This window comes from Streptomyces sp. NPDC029296 (genome assembly GCF_055569255.1).
In genome coordinates this window covers 16,409-33,640 of record NZ_JBVHXT010000030.1, presented here as the reverse complement: position 1 = coordinate 33,640, position 17,232 = coordinate 16,409, and the positions used below count along the sequence as shown (strand labels likewise).

Below are 17,232 nucleotides of genomic sequence, written 5' to 3'. Positions count from 1 at the left end.
GAAACCGTAAGTACAGCGCCCCGGCAGGGGCGCGGGGAACCGCGCGGCCGGCCGGCCACCGGCCGGCCGGCGCACACCGGCCCCCACACCCCTCGCCGGCCGAAGCCGAGCGCGGCGGCTACGCGTCGCCGCCGGCCGCCCCCGGGTCCGCCGCCCCGACGTCCAGCAGCTGGTACCGGTCGATGGCCTGCTTCAGCACGGACCGGTCGACCTTCCCCTCCCGCGCCAGCTCCGTCAGCACCGCCACCACGATCGACTGGGCGTCGATGTGGAAGAAGCGGCGCGCGGCGCCCCGGGTGTCGGCGAAGCCGAACCCGTCGGCGCCCAGGGACTGGTACGTGCCGGGCACCCAGCGCGCGATCTGGTCCGGAACCGATCGCATCCAGTCGGACACGGCCACGAACGGACCCTCCGCGCCGCCGAGCTTGCGCGTCACGAAGGGCACCCGCTGCTCCTCCTCGGGATGGAGCAGGTTGTGCTCCTCGCAGGCCACGGCCTCGCGGCGCAGCTCGTTCCAGGAGGTCGCGGACCACACGTCCGCCCGGACGTTCCACTCCTCGGCCAGGATCCGCTGGGCCTCCAGGGCCCACGGGACCGCCACGCCCGACGCCATGATCTGCGCCGGGATCGCGCCGCCGGTGGCCTCGCCGATCTTGTGGATGCCCCTGACGATGCCCTCGACGTCCACGTTCGGCGGCTCGGCCGGGTGCCGGATGGGCTCGTTGTAGACGGTGAGGTAGTAGAAGACGTCCTCGCCGTGCGGGTGCTCGGTCGAGCCGCCGTACATCCGGCGCAGGCCGTCCTGGACGATGTGCGCGATCTCGTAGGCGTACGCCGGGTCGTAGGCCACGCACGCCGGGTTGGTGGAGGCCAGCAGCTGGGAGTGGCCGTCCGCGTGCTGGAGCCCCTCGCCGGTCAGGGTCGTCCGGCCGGCGGTCGCGCCCAGGACGAATCCGCGCGCCAGCTGGTCGGCCATCTGCCAGAACTGGTCGCCGGTGCGCTGGAAGCCGAACATCGAGTAGAAGACGTACACCGGGATCAGCGGCTCGCCGTGCGTGGCGTACGCCGAGCCCGCCGCCGTCAGCGAGGCCGTGCAGCCCGCCTCGGAGATGCCGTCGTGCAGCATCTGGCCGGTCGGCGACTCCTTGTAGGCCAGGAGGAGTTCCCGGTCCACGGACTCGTACTGCTGGCCCAGCGGGTTGTAGATCTTCGCACTCGGGAAGAAGGAGTCCATGCCGAACGTGCGGTACTCGTCCGGCGCGATCAGCACGAACCGCTTGCCGATCTCCTTGTCCCGCATGAGGTCCTTCAGGAGCCGGACGAAGGCCATGGTCGTCGCGATGGACTGCTGGCCCGTGCCCTTCTTCACGGTCGCGTACGCCTTGTCGTCCGGCAGGGCGAGCGGCTGGGAGCGCACGACACGCGTCGGGACGTAACCGCCGAGGGACCGGCGGCGGTCGTGCATGTACTGGATCTCCTCCGAGTCCGGGCCCGGGTGGTAGTACGGCGGCGGGCCGGACTCCAGCTCCTTGTCGGAGATCGGCAGGTGCAGCCGGTCCCGGAAGCGCTTGAGGTCGTCGACCGTCAGCTTCTTCATCTGGTGCGTGGCGTTGCGGCCCTCGAAGTTCGGGCCCAGCGTCCAGCCCTTGATCGTCTTGGCCAGGATGACCGTCGGCTGGCCCTTGTGCTCCTTGGCCGCCTTGAACGCCGCGTAGATCTTGCGGTGGTCGTGACCGCCGCGCCCCAGGTGCAGGATCTGGTCGTCGCTCATGTTCTCGACCATCGCGCGCAGCCGGTGGTCGTCGCCGAAGAAGTGCTCGCGGATGTAGGCGCCGGACTCGGTGGCGTAGGTCTGGAACTGCCCGTCCGGGGTCGTGTTCATCTTGTTGACGAGGATGCCGTCCCGGTCCTGCGCGAGCAGCGGGTCCCAGGAGCGGTCCCAGATCAGCTTGATCACGTTCCAGCCGGCGCCCCGGAAGACCGACTCCAGCTCCTGGATGATCTTGCCGTTGCCGCGCACCGGCCCGTCCAGCCGCTGGAGGTTGCAGTTGACCACGAAGGTCAGGTTGTCCAGGCCCTCGCGGGCGGCCAGGGAGAGCTGGCCGAGCGACTCCGGCTCGTCCATCTCGCCGTCGCCGAGGAACGCCCACACGTGCGACCGCGAGGTGTCGGCGATGCCGCGCGCCTGCATGTAGCGGTTCATCCGCGCCTGGTAGATCGCCCCCAGCGGGCCGAGGCCCATGGAGACCGTCGGGAACTCCCAGAAGTCCGGCATCGAGCGCGGGTGCGGGTAGCTGGACAGTCCGTCCGGGTACTTCGACTTCTCCTGGCGGAAGCCGTCGAGCTGCTGGGCGGTGAGCCGGTCGAGCAGGTAGGCGCGGGCGTAGATGCCGGGGGAGGCGTGGCCCTGGAAGAAGACCTGGTCGCCGCCGTCGCCCTCGTCCTTGCCGCGGAAGAAGTGGTTGAAGCCGACGTCGTAGAGCGAGGCGGAGGAGGCGAAGGTGGCGATGTGACCGCCGACGCCGATGCCCGGGCGCTGGGCGCGCGAGACCATCACGGCCGCGTTCCAGCGGGTGGCGTTGAGGATCCGGCGCTCGATCTCCTCGTTGCCGGGGAAGAACGGCTCGCTCTTGGTGGGGATCGTGTTGACGTAGTCCGTGCTGCGCATCTCGGGCACGGCCACGCGCCTCTCGCGGGCCCGCTCGATCAGGCGCAGCATGAGATAGCGGGCCCGCTCCCGGCCGCGCTCGTCGACGGCGGCGTCCAGGGAGTCGAGCCATTCCCGGGTCTCTTCGGGATCGAAGTCGGGAACCTGACTCGGAAGGCCGCCAATGATGATCGGATTGCGATCGGATGCGGAAGCCACGCTGTTCCTTACCTGTCGGAGGGCCGGTTCTCGTTGCAGCTGCCTACACCGCGTTCCCCATCGTGTACCTGGGGAAGCCGTACGTCATCTCCACGCTCGTCTCGGCCGGCGCACCACCGGTCAAAACGCAACGATACGCCCGGGGTGTGACGTGCTTGGCAAAATTGTTCGAGCGACGTATCCCAGGATGATTCCGAACGGGGCAAACCGGGCACACCGGCGTGATGTGGGTCGGGGAAAAGCGCGATACGGTGCCAGGAGTTGCGACGACCCGGCCGGGATCGTCACCGTTTCGACGGTCCCGACGGCCGGGTACTTGCGCGATCCGTTCCGCCCGTGTGGACTACGGCCAATGCTTCGCGCACGCGCGTGGCTGAGATAATCGACAAGACATGATCAGGAGGCAACCCGTGAGCGCGACCGCGGACCACGCGGAGGAGCGGACGAACCCTGCCGCCAGGCTGGGGTTCCAGCCCGGGCAGGTGGTCCAGGAGATCGGCTACGACGACGACGTCGATCAGGAGCTCCGCGAGGCCATCGAGGAAGTCACCGGGACTGACCTCGTGGACGAGGACTACGACGACGTGGCCGACGCCGTTGTGCTGTGGTTCCGTGACGACGACGGCGACCTGACGGATGCGCTGGTGGATGCCACCACGTACATCGAAGAGGGCGGCGCGATCCTGCTCCTCACGCCGAAGACCGGCCGTGCGGGGTATGTGGAACCGAGCGACATCCAGGACGCCGCCTCGACGGCCGGCCTGACGGCGTCGAAGGGCATCAGCGTGGGCAAGGACTGGAGCGGCTCGCGTCTGGCGACGCCCAAGGCCGCCAAGTCCAAGCGGTGACCGTGTACGGCTGACCGCCGGCCGGGCGGGCCCCCACCGGGCCCGGCCCGGCCGCCGCGTACCCTCCGGTGGCCGCTGCGTAGGGTGGACCCGAGCGCTTGTGCGTTCATCCGTACTCCACCCAGGACGGCCCACCGAAGGGATGCACGACGATGGCGATCCAGGTCGGCGACAAGGCACCCGACTTCGAGCTCAAGGACAACCACGGCCGCGGTGTGAAGCTCTCGGACTTCCGCGGCGAGAAGAACGTGGTCCTGCTCTTCTACCCGTTCGCCTTCACCGGCGTGTGCACCGGCGAGCTGTGCGAGCTGCGGGACAACCTGCCGAAGTTCACGGAGCGCGACACCCAGCTGCTCGCCGTCTCCAACGACTCCATCCACACCCTGCGCGTCTTCGCCGAGCAGGAGGGCCTGGAGTACCCGCTGCTGAGCGACTTCTGGCCGCACGGCGAGGTCTCGCGCGCCTACGGCGTCTTCGACGAGGACAAGGGCTGCGCCGTCCGGGGCACCTTCGTCATCGACAAGGAGGGCGTCGTGCGGTGGACCGTGGTCAACGGCCTGCCGGACGCCCGTGACCTCGGCGACTACGTGAAGGCGCTCGACACCCTGTGAGCCAGGCGGGCCGACATCCGGGTTTCCTCGGTCAAGGTCCGCGGGGGGCGGGAACCCGTCACTAGGATCGGCACGTTGATCCCATATCCGAAGCACGACGGGGCTCCCCGCCCCTGAACACCACATGGAGGACCCGTGGGAGTCAGCCTCAGCAAGGGCGGCAACGTATCGCTGACGAAGGAGGCCCCGGGCCTGACCGCGGTCATCGTCGGTCTGGGGTGGGACGTGCGCACCACGACCGGCACCGACTTCGACCTCGACGCGAGCGCGCTGCTCCTCGACAACGCCGGCAAGGTCATCAGTGACCAGCACTTCGTCTTCTTCAACAACCTCAAGAGCCCCGACGGCTCGGTCGAGCACACCGGTGACAACCTCACCGGCGAGGGCGAGGGCGACGACGAGCAGATCAAGGTGAACCTGGCCGGCGTCCCGGCCGACGTCGACAAGATCGTCTTCCCGGTGTCGATCTACGACGCCGAGAACCGCCAGCAGTCCTTCGGCCAGGTCCGCAACGCCTTCATCCGCGTCGTCAACCAGGCCGGCGGCGCCGAGATCGCGCGCTACGACCTGAGCGAGGACGCCTCCACCGAGACCGCCATGGTCTTCGGCGAGCTGTACCGCCACGGCACGGAGTGGAAGTTCCGCGCCATCGGCCAGGGCTACGCCTCCGGCCTGCGCGGCATCGCCCAGGACTTCGGCGTCAACGTCTGATCCCGGCACGTCACGACACCCGCAGCAGCCGGCGCCGCACCGTTCACGGGCGGCGCCGGACGCGCAGAACAACCAGGACAAGCACCAGCAGGGGAGGACCAGCATGGGCGTCACGCTCGCCAAGGGAGGCAACGTCTCCCTCTCCAAGGCCGCACCGAACCTCACCAACGTCCTGATCGGGCTCGGCTGGGACGCGCGCTCCACCACCGGGGCCCCCTTCGACCTCGACGCCAGCGCGCTGCTGTGCGGGGCCGGCAACCGGGTGCTGGGCGACGAGTGGTTCGTCTTCTACAACCAGCTCAAGAGCCCCGACGGCTCGGTGGAGCACACCGGTGACAACCTCACCGGTGAGGGCGAGGGCGACGACGAGTCGGTCCTGGTGGACCTCGCCAAGGTCCCGCTCCACTGCGAGAAGATCGTCTTCCCGGTCTCCATCCACATGGCGGACGAGCGGGGCCAGACCTTCGGCCAGGTGTCCAACGCCTTCATCCGTGTGGTCAACCAGGCCGACGGCCAGGAACTGGCCCGCTACGACCTCAGCGAGGACGCCTCCACCGAAACCGCGATGATCTTCGGTGAGCTGTATCGCCATCAGGGCGAGTGGAAGTTCCGGGCGGTCGGTCAGGGGTACGCGTCGGGCTTGCGGGGCATCGCTCTAGACTTCGGAGTCAACGTTTCGTAAAGCCGCGTACCGCGCGGGGGAGAACTCTCCTCGGAATTCGTCCGGGAGGGGCCTCAACGGATGATGGGGTAGCCAGTGCTTCTCAAAACCTTCGGATGGTCCTTCGCGATCACCGTGCTCGGTCTGATCGCGGCGGCGTTCTACGGGGGATGGACCGGCTTCGGGGTCGTGGCGATCCTGGCCGTCCTGGAGATCTCGTTGTCCTTCGACAACGCGGTGGTCAACGCCGGAATCCTGAAGAAGATGAGCCCCTTCTGGCAGAAGATCTTCCTCACGGTCGGCGTGCTCATCGCCGTGTTCGGCATGCGGCTGGTCTTCCCCGTCGTCATCGTCGCCATCAGCGCCAAGATGGGCCCGATCGAGGCCGTCGACCTCGCGATCAACAACAAGGTCCGCTACGAGCAGCTGGTCACCGACGCCCACCCGGCGATCGCCGCGTTCGGTGGCATGTTCCTGCTCATGATCTTCCTCGACTTCATCTTCGAGGACCGGGACATCCAGTGGCTGCGCTGGCTCGAGCGGCCCCTGGCCAAGCTCGGCAAGGTCGACATGCTGTCGGTCTGCATCGCCCTGGTCGTCCTGCTGATCACGGCCTTCACCGTCGCCACCCACGCCCACCAGCACGGCGGCCTGCACGTCGACAAGGCCCAGACGGTCCTGATCTCCGGTATCGCCGGCCTGATCACCTACATGATCGTCGGCGGTCTCTCCGGCTACTTCGAGGACAAGCTGGAGGAAGAGGAGGAGCGCGAGCACGAGCAGGAGGAAGAGGCCGCCCGCAGCGGCAAGAAGAAGCCCGCGATCGTGCTGGCGGGCCAGGCCGCGTTCTTCATGTTCCTCTACCTGGAGGTCCTGGACGCGTCCTTCTCCTTCGACGGGGTGATCGGCGCCTTCGCCGTCACCAACGACATCGTCCTGATGGCCCTCGGCCTCGGCATCGGCGCCATGTACGTCCGTTCGCTGACCGTCTACCTGGTCCGCCAGGGCACGCTGGACGACTACGTCTACCTGGAGCACGGCGCCCACTACGCCATCGGCGCCCTCGCCGTGGTCCTGCTGATCACCATCCAGTACGAGATCCACGAGGTCATCACCGGCTCCATCGGCGTGATCCTGATCCTGGCGTCCTTCCTCTCCTCCGTCCGCCGCAACCGCGCCCTGGCCGCCGCGGGCGAGGGCGGCGGCCGGAAGGCCGAGGTGTCCTCCGGGGTGTGACACCCCGGCGGGTGAGGAACGCTCTGAGCGGGGCGGCCGACGCGGTCGGCCGCCCCGTCGGTGTCACAACGGGTACCTGGGGGCGGGAATGGGTTTCTTCGACGGACTGCTCGGCGGGCGTGCCGCCGACTTCGACTCGGGCAGCGCGGCCACCAACGCCATCGAGCTGACCAGGCGGCACCCGACGGTGTCCCTCACCAAGCAGGGCGCGGCCACCGGCAACCTGCGGGTCAACCTCACCTGGCGGATGCGGACCTCCGACTTCGACGGGTCCTCCCGCACCAGCCTGCTGCGCCACCCCTTCAAGGCGCTGAAGCCGCCGGAGATCCTCGGCCACGGCCAGAGCATGGTCAACGTCGACCTCGACCTCGGCTGCCTGTACGAACTCACCGACGGCAGCAAGGGAGTCGTCCAGCCGCTCGGCGGCTACCTCGGCGACGTCAACGCTCCGCCGTACATCAAGCTCAGCGGCGACGACCGGTTCGGCTCCGGGTCCGGCGAGACGATGTACGTCAACCTCGACCACCGCGAGGAGATCAAGCGGCTGCTGGTCTTCGTCTACATCTACGACCAGACGCCCGCCTTCGACCGCACCCACGCCGTGGTCACCCTCTACCCGGGCAACGGCCCCCGCATCGAGATCAGCCTGGACGAACGCCACCCCCAGGCCCGGTCCTGCGCCGTCGTCCTCCTGGAGAACGTCAAGGGCGAACTGACCGTCCGCCGCGAGGTCAAGTTCGTCTACGGCTTCCAGGGCGAACTGGACCGCCTCTACGGCTGGGGCCTCCAGTGGGGCAGGGGCTACAAGACGAAGGTGGACCGGTGAACGGGCCGCCTCCCCCTACCGCCCGATGAACTGAGGCCCTTGCGGCGGCATCCGGAAGTACCCGTCCCCCACGGAAGCCGCCGGCACCGGCTGCGGATACCCGTACGCCGGAACCGCCGGGGGCAACGGCAGGGCGGAGGTCGGCGGCTCCTCCTCGGCCGCCTCCGACTCGTCCACCGAGATGCCGAAGTCCGTCGCGAGCCCCTTCAGCCCGTTGGAGTAACCCTCGCCCAGCGCCCGGAACTTCCAGCCCTCCCCGCGCCGGTACAGCTCACCGCAGATCAGCGCCGTCTCGGACCCGGTTTCCGGCTTGATGTCGAACCGGGCCAGCGGCTCCCCGTCGGTGACCGCGGCGTCGTGGACCGCGATGCCCAGCGCCGGCACCCGGTCGAAGGCGACCCCGTCGGCGGAGGCGACCAGCAGGATCCGGGAGATGCCCGGCTCGACCCCGCCCAGGTCTGTCCGGATCGTGTCGGTCAGCCCCTCGGCGACCCGCTCCTTGCCCAGCCGCCACACCGCTCCGGAGGGGTGCCGGGGCTGGTTGTAGAAGACGAAGTCCTCGTCGGAGCGCACACGGCCGTCGGGGCCCAGCAGCAGCGCCGACACATCCACGTCCGGAACTCCCTGCCCGGGTGTCCAGCGCAGCACGGCGCGTACCGTGGTGGCCTCCAGCGGGACGTTCGACCCCTTCAGCATCGCGTGCGTCATGCGGTCATCCTGCCCTCTCGGTCCTGGTCACGACAATGCGGGGCGGTGGTGCCGACACGGGGGAGTTACCGGAAATTCATGCCCGCAGGGAACCTCCGACATGGGTCCCTACGTACTATTACCGGCCACCCTTTACCGAACCCAGAGGCTTGGCCGGAGTCCAAAGGGAGTCCTATGCGTCATTTCGGGCACATCGCCCCCGAGGTGCGGAAGCGCCTCTTCCATCAGGAGCCGTGCGCGTTCACCGCCGGCTCCCCGGCCCGGCTGCTCTCCGCGGCCCTGGGCGCCACGCTGTACAGCCCGGCGACCCGGCCCCGGCTCGCGGACGACATCGTCAAGCAGGCCGGCAGCGGCGTGGTCTCGATGGTGCTGTGCCTGGAGGACTCGATCGGCGACGCGGACGTGGCGGCGGGCGAGGAGAACCTCGTCCGGCAGTTCGCCGACCTCGCCGCCCGGCCCGCGGCCGAGCCGCCGCTGCTGTTCATCCGGGTGCGCGCCCCCGAGCAGATACCGGACCTGGTCCGCCGCCTCGGCCCGGCCGGGCGCCTGCTGTCCGGGTTCGTGCTGCCCAAGTTCACCGAGGAACGCGGCATCCCCTTCCTGGAGGCGCTGACGACGGCGGAGGCCGCCTGCGGCCGCCGGCTCTTCGCCATGCCCGTCCTGGAGTCCCCCGAGCTGCTGTACCGCGAGTCGCGCATGGAGACCCTGGAAGGCATCTTCCGGGCGGTCGACAAGTACCGCGACCGGGTGCTGGCCCTGCGCCTCGGCGTCACCGACTTCTGCTCCTCCTACGGCCTGCGCCGGGCCCCCGACATGACCGCCTACGACGTCCAGCTGGTCGCCTCCGTGATCGCCGACGTCGTGAACATGCTCGGCCGGGCCGACGGCACGGGGTTCACCGTCACCGGCCCGGTCTGGGAGTACTTCCGCGCTTCGGAACGCATGTTCAAGCCGCAGCTGCGGCAGAGCCCGTTCCTCCAGGTGCAGGCCGCCGAGCTGCGCGACCGGCTGATCGCCCACGCCATGGACGGGCTGCTCCGGGAGATCTCCCTGGACCAGGCCAACGGCCTGCTGGGCAAGACCTGCATCCACCCCTCCCACGTCCTGCCCGTGCACGCGCTCTCGGTGGTCAGTCACGAGGAGTTCAGTGACGCCCAGGACATCCTGCGGCCGGAACGCGGCGGCGGGGGTGTACTGCGGTCGGCCTACACGAACAAGATGAACGAGGTGAAGCCGCACCGCGCCTGGGCCGAGCGGACCCTGCTGCGGGCCGAGGTGTTCGGCGTCGCCCACGAGGACGTCGGCTTCGTGGAACTGCTCGCCGCCGGCATACCCGGCTGAACCTTTCTCCACCTGACCAAGGAACGCATGAAGAACGCAGTGAACGACGGGGTCTGGTCCGGCAGCTGGGTCGCCGAGCGACTCGGGGTCGGGCTCGTGGGCGACGACGGGCTGCCGGCCCTGCTCGGGCTCGCGCTGCGCCGCAACCCCAAGCGGGCCCACCTGCTCGTCTCCCACGTCCTCGGCAAGCACGTCCCGCAGTCGCCGTCCGTGGTCTACGACCACGGCCTGGACCTGGGCCGCCGGGTCGCCGCGCTGCTCGGCGCCGAGGCGGCGGACGCGGTCGTCCTCGGGTACGCCGAGACCGCGACCGGGCTCGGGCACTCCGTGGCGGACGGGCTCGGCGCGGTGCCGTACCTGCACTCCACGCGGCGGCCGGTGCGCGGGGTCGCCCGCGCGGGCGGGTTCGAGGAGGCGCACTCCCACGCCACGTCGCACCTGCTGCTTCCCGAGGACCCGGGGCTGCTGTCCGGACGGGGGCCGCTGGTGCTGGTGGACGACGAGTTCTCCACCGGCAACACCGTGCTGAACACCATCCGTGACCTGCACGCGCGGTATCCCCGCCGGCGCTACGTGGTGGTGGCTCTGGTGGACATGCGGTCGGCCGGGGACACGGCCCGGCTGGAGCGGTTCGCCGGGGAGACCGGGGCGCGGGTGGACGTGGTCGCCCTCGCTTCCGGGACCGTGGAGCTGCCGGAAGGAGTGCTGGAGAAGGGGCAGCGGCTGGTCGCGGAGTGCGAGTCCGCCGGGTGCGGGTCCGTCGTGGCCGGCCGTGCCCACGGCGACCCCGAGGGGGCGCCTCGGCCGGGCCGGGTCGCGAAGGTCGGCCTGCGCTGGCCCGCCGGCCTCCCCGACGGCGGCCGGCACGGGTTCACCCCGGCCCACCGCGCCCGTCTCGAGGCCGCGCTCCCCGCCATGGCCGCCCGGATCCGGGACGCCCTGCCCGGCGACGCCCGCCGGGTGCTCGTGCTCGGCTCCGAGGAGCTGATGTACGCGCCGCTGCGGCTCGCGCGGGAGCTGGAGCGCGGCACGGACGCCGAGGTGCGGTTCTCCACCACCACCCGGTCGCCCGTCCTCGCGGTGGACGACCCGGGCTACGCGATCCGTACCCGCCTCGTCTTCCCCGCCCACGACGACCCGGCGGACGGCCCCGGCGAGCGCTACGCCTACAACGTGGCCGGCGCCGGCTTCGACGCCGTCGTGGCCGTGGTCGACTCCGTCGCCGACACCCCCGCCCTGCACGCGCCCGACGGCCTGCTGGCCCGGCTCGCCGAGCGGGTCCCGCACGTTCTGCTCGCGGTCGTACCGTCGTACGTCCCGCACGTCCCCGAAAGGCCGGCCATGCTGCCCGAGCCCCTCCGCGGCCCCGCGTTCTCCTCGTACGCGCCCGAGGAGGTCGGCTGGCTGCTCCAGGACCTGTCCGACGTGCCCCTGGAGGCGCCGACCGAGGAACGCGAGGAGGCCGTCCAGAGCGGCGGCGCGCACTACGCCGAGTCGCTGCCGGTGGAGTACCAGCCCAGCGAGCGGTACCAGGAGCTGTTCCACGCGGCCCTGGAGGCGTCGGCGGCGCGGCTGGCGCGGGCGGTGGGCGTGGTCACCGAGATGGTGATCGGCGAGCGTTCGCCCCGCCCGGTGCTGGTCTCCCTGGCCCGCGCGGGCACCCCGGTGGGCATTCTGATGCGGCGCTGGGCGCGGTACCGGCACGGGCTGGACCTGCCGCACTACGCGGTGTCGATCGTGCGCGGCCGGGGCATCGACGCCAACGCGCTGCGCTGGCTGGCCGCCCACCACGACCCCCGGGACGTCGTCTTCGTCGACGGCTGGACCGGCAAGGGCGCCATCACCCGGGAACTCGCGCGGGCCGTGGCCGAGTTCGAGGAGAAGCAGGGCGTCACCGGGTTCGACCCGGAGATCGCCGTCCTCGCCGACCCCGGCTCCTGCGTGCGCACGTACGGCACCCGGGAGGACTTCCTCATCCCCTCCGCGTGCCTCAACTCCACGGTGTCCGGGCTGGTCTCGCGCACGGTGCTGCGCGCGGACCTGGTCGGCCCGGACGACTACCACGGCGCGAAGTTCTACCGCGAACTGGCCGGCGCCGACGTCTCCGTGGCCTTCCTCGACGCCGTCTGCGCCCGGTTCGAGGAGGTCGCCGGCACCGTGGCCGGCGCGGTCAAGGAGCTGCTCGCCGCGGACCGCGCCCCGACCTGGGCGGGCTGGCGGGCGGTGGAGCGGATCAGCGAGGAGTACGGCATCCACGACGTGAACCTCGTCAAGCCGGGCGTCGGCGAGACCACCCGGGTGCTGCTGCGCCGGGTGCCGTGGAAGATCCTGGCCCGCGCGGGCGCCGGCGCCGACCTGGACCACGTACGCCTGCTCGCCGAGCAGCGGGGCGTCCCGGTGGAGGAGGTCGGCGAGCTGCCGTACAGCTGCGTCGGGCTGATCCACCCCAAGTACACACGCGGTGCCACGGGCGCCGACGGAAGGGCGGTGCACCCGTGATGCCGGTGCTGGTGGCGAGCGATCTCGACCGCACGCTGATCTACTCCGCGGCGGCCCTCGCGCTGACCATGCCGGACGCGCGGGCGCCCCGGCTGCTGTGCGTGGAGGTGCACGAGGCCAGGCCGCTGTCCTTCATGACGGAGACGGCGGCCGGGCTGCTGGCCGCCCTCGGCGACGCGGCCGTGTTCGTGCCGACCACCACCCGGACGCGCAAGCAGTACCAGCGCATCAACCTGCCCGGCCCGCCGCCGCGGTACGCGATCTGCGCCAACGGCGGCCATCTGCTGGTCGACGGGGTCACCGACGCCGGCTGGCACGCGCGGGTGCTGGCGCGGCTCGCCGACGAGTGCGCGCCGCTGGAGGAGGTCCGCGAGCATTTGCTGCGCTCCGCCGACCCCGTGTGGGTGCGCAGGCACCGGGTCGCCGAGGACCTGTTCGCCTATCTGGTGGTGGAGCGCGAGCTGCTGCCCGAGGACTGGGTGAAGGAGCTGGCGGTATGGGCGGAGACGCGGGGCTGGACCGTCTCGCTCCAGGGCCGCAAGATCTACGCCGTGCCCAAGCCGCTCACCAAGGGCGCCGCCGTCCGCGAGGTCGCCCGCCGCACCGGCGCGGACCTGACCCTGGCCGCCGGGGACTCCCTGCTGGACACCGACCTGCTCCTGGCGGCGGACCGGGGCTGGCGCCCCGGTCACGGCGAACTGGCCGACACCGGCTGGACGGCCCCCCGGATCACCGCCCTGCCGGAACGGGGCGTGCTGGCGGGGGAGCGGATCCTGCGGGAGTTCCTCGGAACGGCCCGGGATCCCGGGCGGAGCTAGCCGCAGCACCCTCCGCCGCAGCACCCCCCGCCCCCGCCCGCCCGGGGAGCGGGGGCGCCGGCGACGCCCCCCACGGCCACCGTGGACAAAAGCTTCACCGTGTCGTCGTGCCCGGCGGGGCATGGCGCGGGGTCGGCGGACTCCGCCATAGGACGGTTCAGTTCGAACGTGTCGCCGCAGCTCCGGCAGCGGTACTCGTAGCGAGGCATGGGCTCAGGTTAGCCGTCGGGGGCGTGTCGAGGGCAGCTCGATGTCTCACGGGTGTTGCCATCCGTCCGGCATATGTGCGGGGCATTCGAAAACGTTACTGATAATTTGTGAACGCCGTGGCGAGGATGCTCAGCTCACCCGCGCGAGCGAGACCGAGTGCGGAGGGAGACGCAGGCGTGACCGATGCGTCGCAGGGGGAGGACGGCACCGTGACCGGTGGCCGTGGCGAGAAGCCGGCGGGCGCCGACGAGACCCTGCATCTGAGAGTCGACGCCCTCCGGGCGGACGAGACGATGCGGCTGCGGGTCCCCCCACCGCCCGGGACGCCCGCGCCGGCCGGCGGCCGGGCCGAGCGCCGGCGCGGCGCACGCTCCGCCGCCCGGAAGCGCACCGCCGAGCCGGGCGCGGCCACGGCCGCCTCCTTCCGCCGGCTCGGGCCACTTGCCCCGTACGCGCGCCGAACAGCCCCCTTCGCGCGCCGTCTAAAGCCCGTCTATCCGCGCCCGGGCCGCACCGGCTGGCGCCGCTGGATGCCCTCCTGGCGCCAGTGGATCGGCGCCGTCCTGACCTCGTTCGGCCTGCTCGGCGCGTTCCTGGTCACCGCCTACGCGATGACGGACATACCGGCCAACATCAACTCGTACGCCACGCAGCAGGACAACGTCTACTTCTGGTCCGACGGCACGCCCATGGCCCGTACGGGCTGGGTGCAGCGGCAGGCGATGCCGCTGAAGGACATCCCGCAGGACGTGCGCTGGGCGGTCCTCGCGGCGGAGAACGAGAGCTTCTACTCGGACCCGGGCATATCCCTCAAAGGCATCAGCCGGGCGCTGTTCCGCACGGTGGGCGAGGGGGACACCGAGGGCGGTTCCACCATTACCCAGCAGTATGTGAAAAACGTTTACCTGACGCAGAACCAGACGGTCAGCCGTAAATTCACCGAGGCGATGATCGCCCTCAAGCTCGACAACAAGATGAGCAAGGACGAGATCCTGGAGGGTTATCTCAACACCAGCTGGTTCGGCCGCGGCACCTACGGCATCCAGCGCGCCGCCCAGGCCTACTACGGCAAGGACGTCGGCAGGCTCAACGTGTCCGAGGCGGCCATGCTCGCCTCGCTGCTCAAGGGCGCCGGGCTGTACGACCCCACGCTCGGCAAGGCCAACCGCGCCCGCGCGGTGGAGCGCTGGTCGTGGACCCTGGACCGGATGGTCAAGATCGGCAAGCTGTCGCCGCGGGAGCGGGCGAAGTACACGAAGTTCCCCGACCCGCTGAAGACCAACCCGCTGTACGACACCGGCGAGCAGAGCGACTACCTGGTGGAACTGGCGTCGCAGTACGCCAAGAAGGCCGCGCACCTGACGGACAAGCAGTTCGACCTGGGCGGCTACCAGATCTACACGACCTTCGACCGCAAGCGGGAGCGGGCCCTCACCGACGCCGTCGCCAAGGCCCGCAAGGAGGCCGGGGCGAACGATCCCGAGGTGGCGGAGAGCGGCCACTACGGCGCCGCATCGGTGGCCGCGGACGGCCGGGTCCTCGCCGTCTACGGCGGCCCGGACCACCGCAAGCAGGGCTACAACGAGTCCAACGCCACCACGGTCCCGGCCGGCACCGCGTTCCTGCCGTTCGTCTACGCCGCCGGACTCGAACACGGTGTGCACAAGACGCGCAGCGGCCCCGCGACCCCCATCGGGCCGGACAGCGTCTACGACGGCGACGACGGCGTGCCCGTCACCACGCCCGAGGGGCCGTACTGGGACCGCAGCGGCAAGAAGGTCGCCGCCCACAACGACGGCGGGAAGTCCTACGGGAAGATCACCCTGCGCGAGGCGCTCGCCAAGTCGGTGAACACCCCCTTCATGCAGCTCGGCATGGACACCGGACTGGACAAGGTGCGCGACACCGCCGTGGCCTCCGGGCTGCTGCGCTCCAGCATGGGCCCCCAGGTGCCCGGGCTGTCGCTGGGCACCTCCACGCCCAGCGCGATCCGGATGGCGAGCGGCTACGCCACCTTCGCCGCCGGGGGCAACCACACCGAGCCGTACTCGGTGCGCCGGATCACCCGCAACGGCGCCCCCCTCGCGCTGAACACCCCGCACCCGAAGCGGGCCGTCGGCGCCCGGGTGGCCGAGCGGGTCACCGAGGCGCTCACCGACTCCTTCCGCACCGCCCACCCCGACGCGGCGGCCGGCCGGTCCGGGGTGTCGGGGAAGGCCGGCGGCAACGAGAAGGACACGGCCGCCTGGTACGTGGGCACGGCCGACGCCGTGTCCACCGCGATCGTCGTCTACCGGATCGACCTGGCCAAGTCCCTGGAGCCGCTGCCGCTCAGAGGTCTGGCCGGGTCCGCCCACAGCGTTCCGTACGCCCTCTGGTCGGCCGCGACGGGCCTCGGCTGAGCAGGGATCACCCGTCTACCCTCCCCTTCCCCAGAATGAGCCGCGCATGTCCCGCAAGATGTCGTCGTCAGGCCGCCGTCGAGCCCCCCGCCGCCGCGGCGCGCCCCGCGCCACCCGCCCCCAGGTCCTGACACTGGCCGCGCTCCTCGTCGTGGCCTCGCTGGTGGCCGGGTTCCTGGCGCTGTCCGGCACGGACGGCGACAACACCCCGGCCGCCGCGACCGGCAAGAAGCCGAGAACGGCCGCGCCCAGGCCCAGCCCGACCCCGTCGTGGGACGGCAAGGTCAAGGTCCTCGGGGACGGCTCGACCTCCTACACGGGCCCGCAGAAGGGGCAGTTGAAGCCCGAGCCGCTCAAGCCCGGGGAGAAGCCGCCGCAGTTCGTGGTGTTCTCCTGGGACGGCGCGCTGGAGGGCGGGGACCACCTGTTCTCGCACTACCGGGAGCTGGCCAGGCAGTACGACGCCCACATGACCTTCTTCCTCACCGGCATCTACCTGCTGCCCAAGAGCAAGAAGGCGCAGTACCACGGCCCGATGCACTCCCCGGGCGACGCCGCGATCGACTACGCCACCGACGACCACATCCGCACCACCCTGGAGCAGTTGTCCAAGGCGTACGAGGACGGCAACGAGATCGGCACCCACTTCAACGGCCACTTCTGCGACGCCAAGGGCGGCGGCGACTGGAGCGTGGCGGAGTGGAAGAGCGAGATCGACCAGTTCTTCGAGTTCGCGGAGCACTGGAAGACCAACACCGGTTTCACCGACCTGCCCCCGCTGCCCTTCGACTTCAGGAAGGAGGTCGCCGGCGGCCGGGCGCCCTGCCTGGAGGGCCAGCCGAACCTGCTGAAGGCCATCAAGGACTACGGCTGGCGCTACGACGCCAGCTCCCCGGGCGACTTCCAGATATGGCCCGCCAAGAAGAACGGCATATGGGACTTCCCGCTGCAGATGCTGCCGTACGAGAGCGGCAAGTACCAGGGCCTGTCCATGGACTTCAACTTCCTCTACAACCAGTCCGAGGGCGAGACGCAGGGCGATCCCGCCAAGTTCCCCCACTGGGAGCAGCAGACCGTCGACTCGTACATGGCCGGCTTCAACCGGGTCTACTACGGCAGCCGCGCGCCGCTGTTCATCGGCAACCACTTCGAGGACTGGAACGGCGGCATCTACATGAAGGCCATCGACCAGGTGGTCAAGAACGTGTGCACCAAGAAGGGCGTCAAGTGCGTGTCCTTCAAGGAGCTGGCCGACTGGCTCGACGCGCAGAAGCCGTCGACCCTGGCCGCGCTGCGCAGCCTCGATCCGGCCCAGTCGCCGGACTGGTCGGCGGTCGTCAAGTAACAAGTCAGCACGGCTGATTCCGCTTGTGCGCCCCTCTTCACATCCGGTGTACCGGCCATGCGAAGATGCCCCTCGCCCGGTAGGTGTACCGGCGTAGAGGGGAACATCATTGAAATCCAGAAGACTGAGCCGTAGTCGGCGCCGTACCGC

The 17,232-nt window shown here is 70.5% G+C and carries 14 protein-coding genes; 11 read left to right on the top strand and 3 right to left on the bottom strand.

Annotation, left to right across the window (positions count from 1 at the left end; all coding sequences use genetic code 11):
- Positions 1-118 precede the first annotated feature (118 nt).
- The gene (gene aceE / locus ACZ4W9_RS25200; protein ID WP_467939514.1) at positions 119-2,866 is read right to left on the bottom strand and encodes a pyruvate dehydrogenase (acetyl-transferring), homodimeric type; all 2,748 of its coding nucleotides are present in this window, start codon (positions 2,864-2,866) and stop codon (positions 119-121) included.
- A gap of 410 nt (positions 2,867-3,276) precedes the next feature.
- Here aceE and ACZ4W9_RS25195 point away from each other — a divergent pair, with 410 nt between their 5' ends.
- From ACZ4W9_RS25195 to ACZ4W9_RS25170, 6 genes are all read left to right on the top strand, one after another.
- Positions 3,277-3,714: a DUF3052 domain-containing protein gene (locus ACZ4W9_RS25195; RefSeq protein WP_467939512.1), complete on the top strand. Its 438-nt coding sequence runs from the start codon at positions 3,277-3,279 to the stop codon at positions 3,712-3,714.
- Positions 3,715-3,866: 152 nt separating this feature from the next.
- Positions 3,867-4,325, top strand: a complete 459-nt coding sequence (locus ACZ4W9_RS25190; protein WP_467939510.1) for a peroxiredoxin — start codon at positions 3,867-3,869, stop codon at positions 4,323-4,325.
- A gap of 135 nt (positions 4,326-4,460) precedes the next feature.
- On the top strand, positions 4,461-5,036 hold the full coding sequence (locus tag ACZ4W9_RS25185; protein ID WP_467939508.1) for a TerD family protein: 576 nt from the start codon (positions 4,461-4,463) through the stop codon (positions 5,034-5,036).
- Between the two features lie 103 nt (positions 5,037-5,139).
- Positions 5,140-5,718, top strand: coding sequence for a TerD family protein (locus ACZ4W9_RS25180; RefSeq protein WP_467939506.1), 579 nt, complete (start codon positions 5,140-5,142; stop codon positions 5,716-5,718).
- Between the two features lie 75 nt (positions 5,719-5,793).
- The gene (locus ACZ4W9_RS25175; protein WP_467939504.1) at positions 5,794-6,933 is read left to right on the top strand and encodes a DUF475 domain-containing protein; all 1,140 of its coding nucleotides are present in this window, start codon (positions 5,794-5,796) and stop codon (positions 6,931-6,933) included.
- Positions 6,934-7,021: 88 nt separating this feature from the next.
- Positions 7,022-7,759 carry a TerD family protein gene (locus tag ACZ4W9_RS25170; RefSeq protein ID WP_467939502.1) on the top strand — a complete coding sequence of 246 codons (738 nt, stop codon included), beginning with the start codon at positions 7,022-7,024 and terminating at the stop codon, positions 7,757-7,759.
- Positions 7,760-7,774: 15 nt separating this feature from the next.
- Here ACZ4W9_RS25170 and ACZ4W9_RS25165 read toward each other — a convergent pair whose 3' ends face one another.
- On the bottom strand, positions 7,775-8,467 hold the full coding sequence (locus ACZ4W9_RS25165) for a TerD family protein (protein ID WP_467939500.1): 693 nt from the start codon (positions 8,465-8,467) through the stop codon (positions 7,775-7,777).
- 174 nt (positions 8,468-8,641) lie between these two features.
- Here ACZ4W9_RS25165 and ACZ4W9_RS25160 point away from each other — a divergent pair, with 174 nt between their 5' ends.
- Genes ACZ4W9_RS25160 through ACZ4W9_RS25150 form a run of 3 tightly spaced genes read left to right on the top strand, consistent with a single transcriptional unit; the run spans position 8,642 to position 13,125 of the window.
- On the top strand, positions 8,642-9,808 hold the full coding sequence (locus ACZ4W9_RS25160; RefSeq protein ID WP_467939498.1) for an HpcH/HpaI aldolase/citrate lyase family protein: 1,167 nt from the start codon (positions 8,642-8,644) through the stop codon (positions 9,806-9,808).
- A 27-nt stretch (positions 9,809-9,835) separates the two neighbouring features.
- Positions 9,836-12,307: a phosphoribosyltransferase gene (locus tag ACZ4W9_RS25155; protein ID WP_467939496.1), complete on the top strand. Its 2,472-nt coding sequence runs from the start codon at positions 9,836-9,838 to the stop codon at positions 12,305-12,307.
- The gene (locus ACZ4W9_RS25150) at positions 12,307-13,125 is read left to right on the top strand and encodes an HAD family hydrolase (protein WP_467939494.1); all 819 of its coding nucleotides are present in this window, start codon (positions 12,307-12,309) and stop codon (positions 13,123-13,125) included. The genes ACZ4W9_RS25155 and ACZ4W9_RS25150 overlap by 1 nt, the downstream gene beginning before the upstream one ends.
- On the opposite strand, the gene ACZ4W9_RS25145 is transcribed toward ACZ4W9_RS25150, so the two are convergent.
- Positions 13,122-13,334, bottom strand: coding sequence for an FmdB family zinc ribbon protein (locus tag ACZ4W9_RS25145; protein WP_467939492.1), 213 nt, complete (start codon positions 13,332-13,334; stop codon positions 13,122-13,124). The two genes, ACZ4W9_RS25150 and ACZ4W9_RS25145, sit on opposite strands and share 4 nt — an antisense overlap.
- A gap of 177 nt (positions 13,335-13,511) precedes the next feature.
- On the opposite strand from ACZ4W9_RS25145, the gene ACZ4W9_RS25140 reads away from it, so the two are divergent.
- Both ACZ4W9_RS25140 and ACZ4W9_RS25135 read left to right on the top strand, forming a co-directional pair.
- Entirely contained in the window at positions 13,512-15,737 is a 2,226-nt protein-coding gene (locus ACZ4W9_RS25140; RefSeq protein WP_467939490.1) for a transglycosylase domain-containing protein, read from the top strand.
- Positions 15,738-15,783: 46 nt separating this feature from the next.
- Positions 15,784-17,082: a polysaccharide deacetylase family protein gene (locus ACZ4W9_RS25135; protein ID WP_467939488.1), complete on the top strand. Its 1,299-nt coding sequence runs from the start codon at positions 15,784-15,786 to the stop codon at positions 17,080-17,082.
- The last annotated feature ends 150 nt before the right edge of the window (positions 17,083-17,232 follow it).

Bases quoted from the DNA above. Each gene is read 5' to 3' on its own strand.
- ACZ4W9_RS25190 (WP_467939510.1), top strand. From the start codon at position 3,867: ATGGCGATCCAGGTCGGCGACAAGGCACCCGACTTCGAGCTCAAGGAC.
- ACZ4W9_RS25180 (WP_467939506.1), top strand. From the start codon at position 5,140: ATGGGCGTCACGCTCGCCAAGGGAGGCAACGTCTCCCTCTCCAAGGCC.
- ACZ4W9_RS25170 (WP_467939502.1), top strand. From the start codon at position 7,022: ATGGGTTTCTTCGACGGACTGCTCGGCGGGCGTGCCGCCGACTTCGAC.
- ACZ4W9_RS25165 (WP_467939500.1), bottom strand. From the start codon at position 8,467: ATGACGCACGCGATGCTGAAGGGGTCGAACGTCCCGCTGGAGGCCACC.
- ACZ4W9_RS25160 (WP_467939498.1), top strand. From the start codon at position 8,642: ATGCGTCATTTCGGGCACATCGCCCCCGAGGTGCGGAAGCGCCTCTTC.
- ACZ4W9_RS25155 (WP_467939496.1), top strand. From the start codon at position 9,836: ATGAAGAACGCAGTGAACGACGGGGTCTGGTCCGGCAGCTGGGTCGCC.
- ACZ4W9_RS25150 (WP_467939494.1), top strand. From the start codon at position 12,307: ATGCCGGTGCTGGTGGCGAGCGATCTCGACCGCACGCTGATCTACTCC.
- ACZ4W9_RS25145 (WP_467939492.1), bottom strand. From the start codon at position 13,334: ATGCCTCGCTACGAGTACCGCTGCCGGAGCTGCGGCGACACGTTCGAA.
- ACZ4W9_RS25135 (WP_467939488.1), top strand. From the start codon at position 15,784: ATGTCCCGCAAGATGTCGTCGTCAGGCCGCCGTCGAGCCCCCCGCCGC.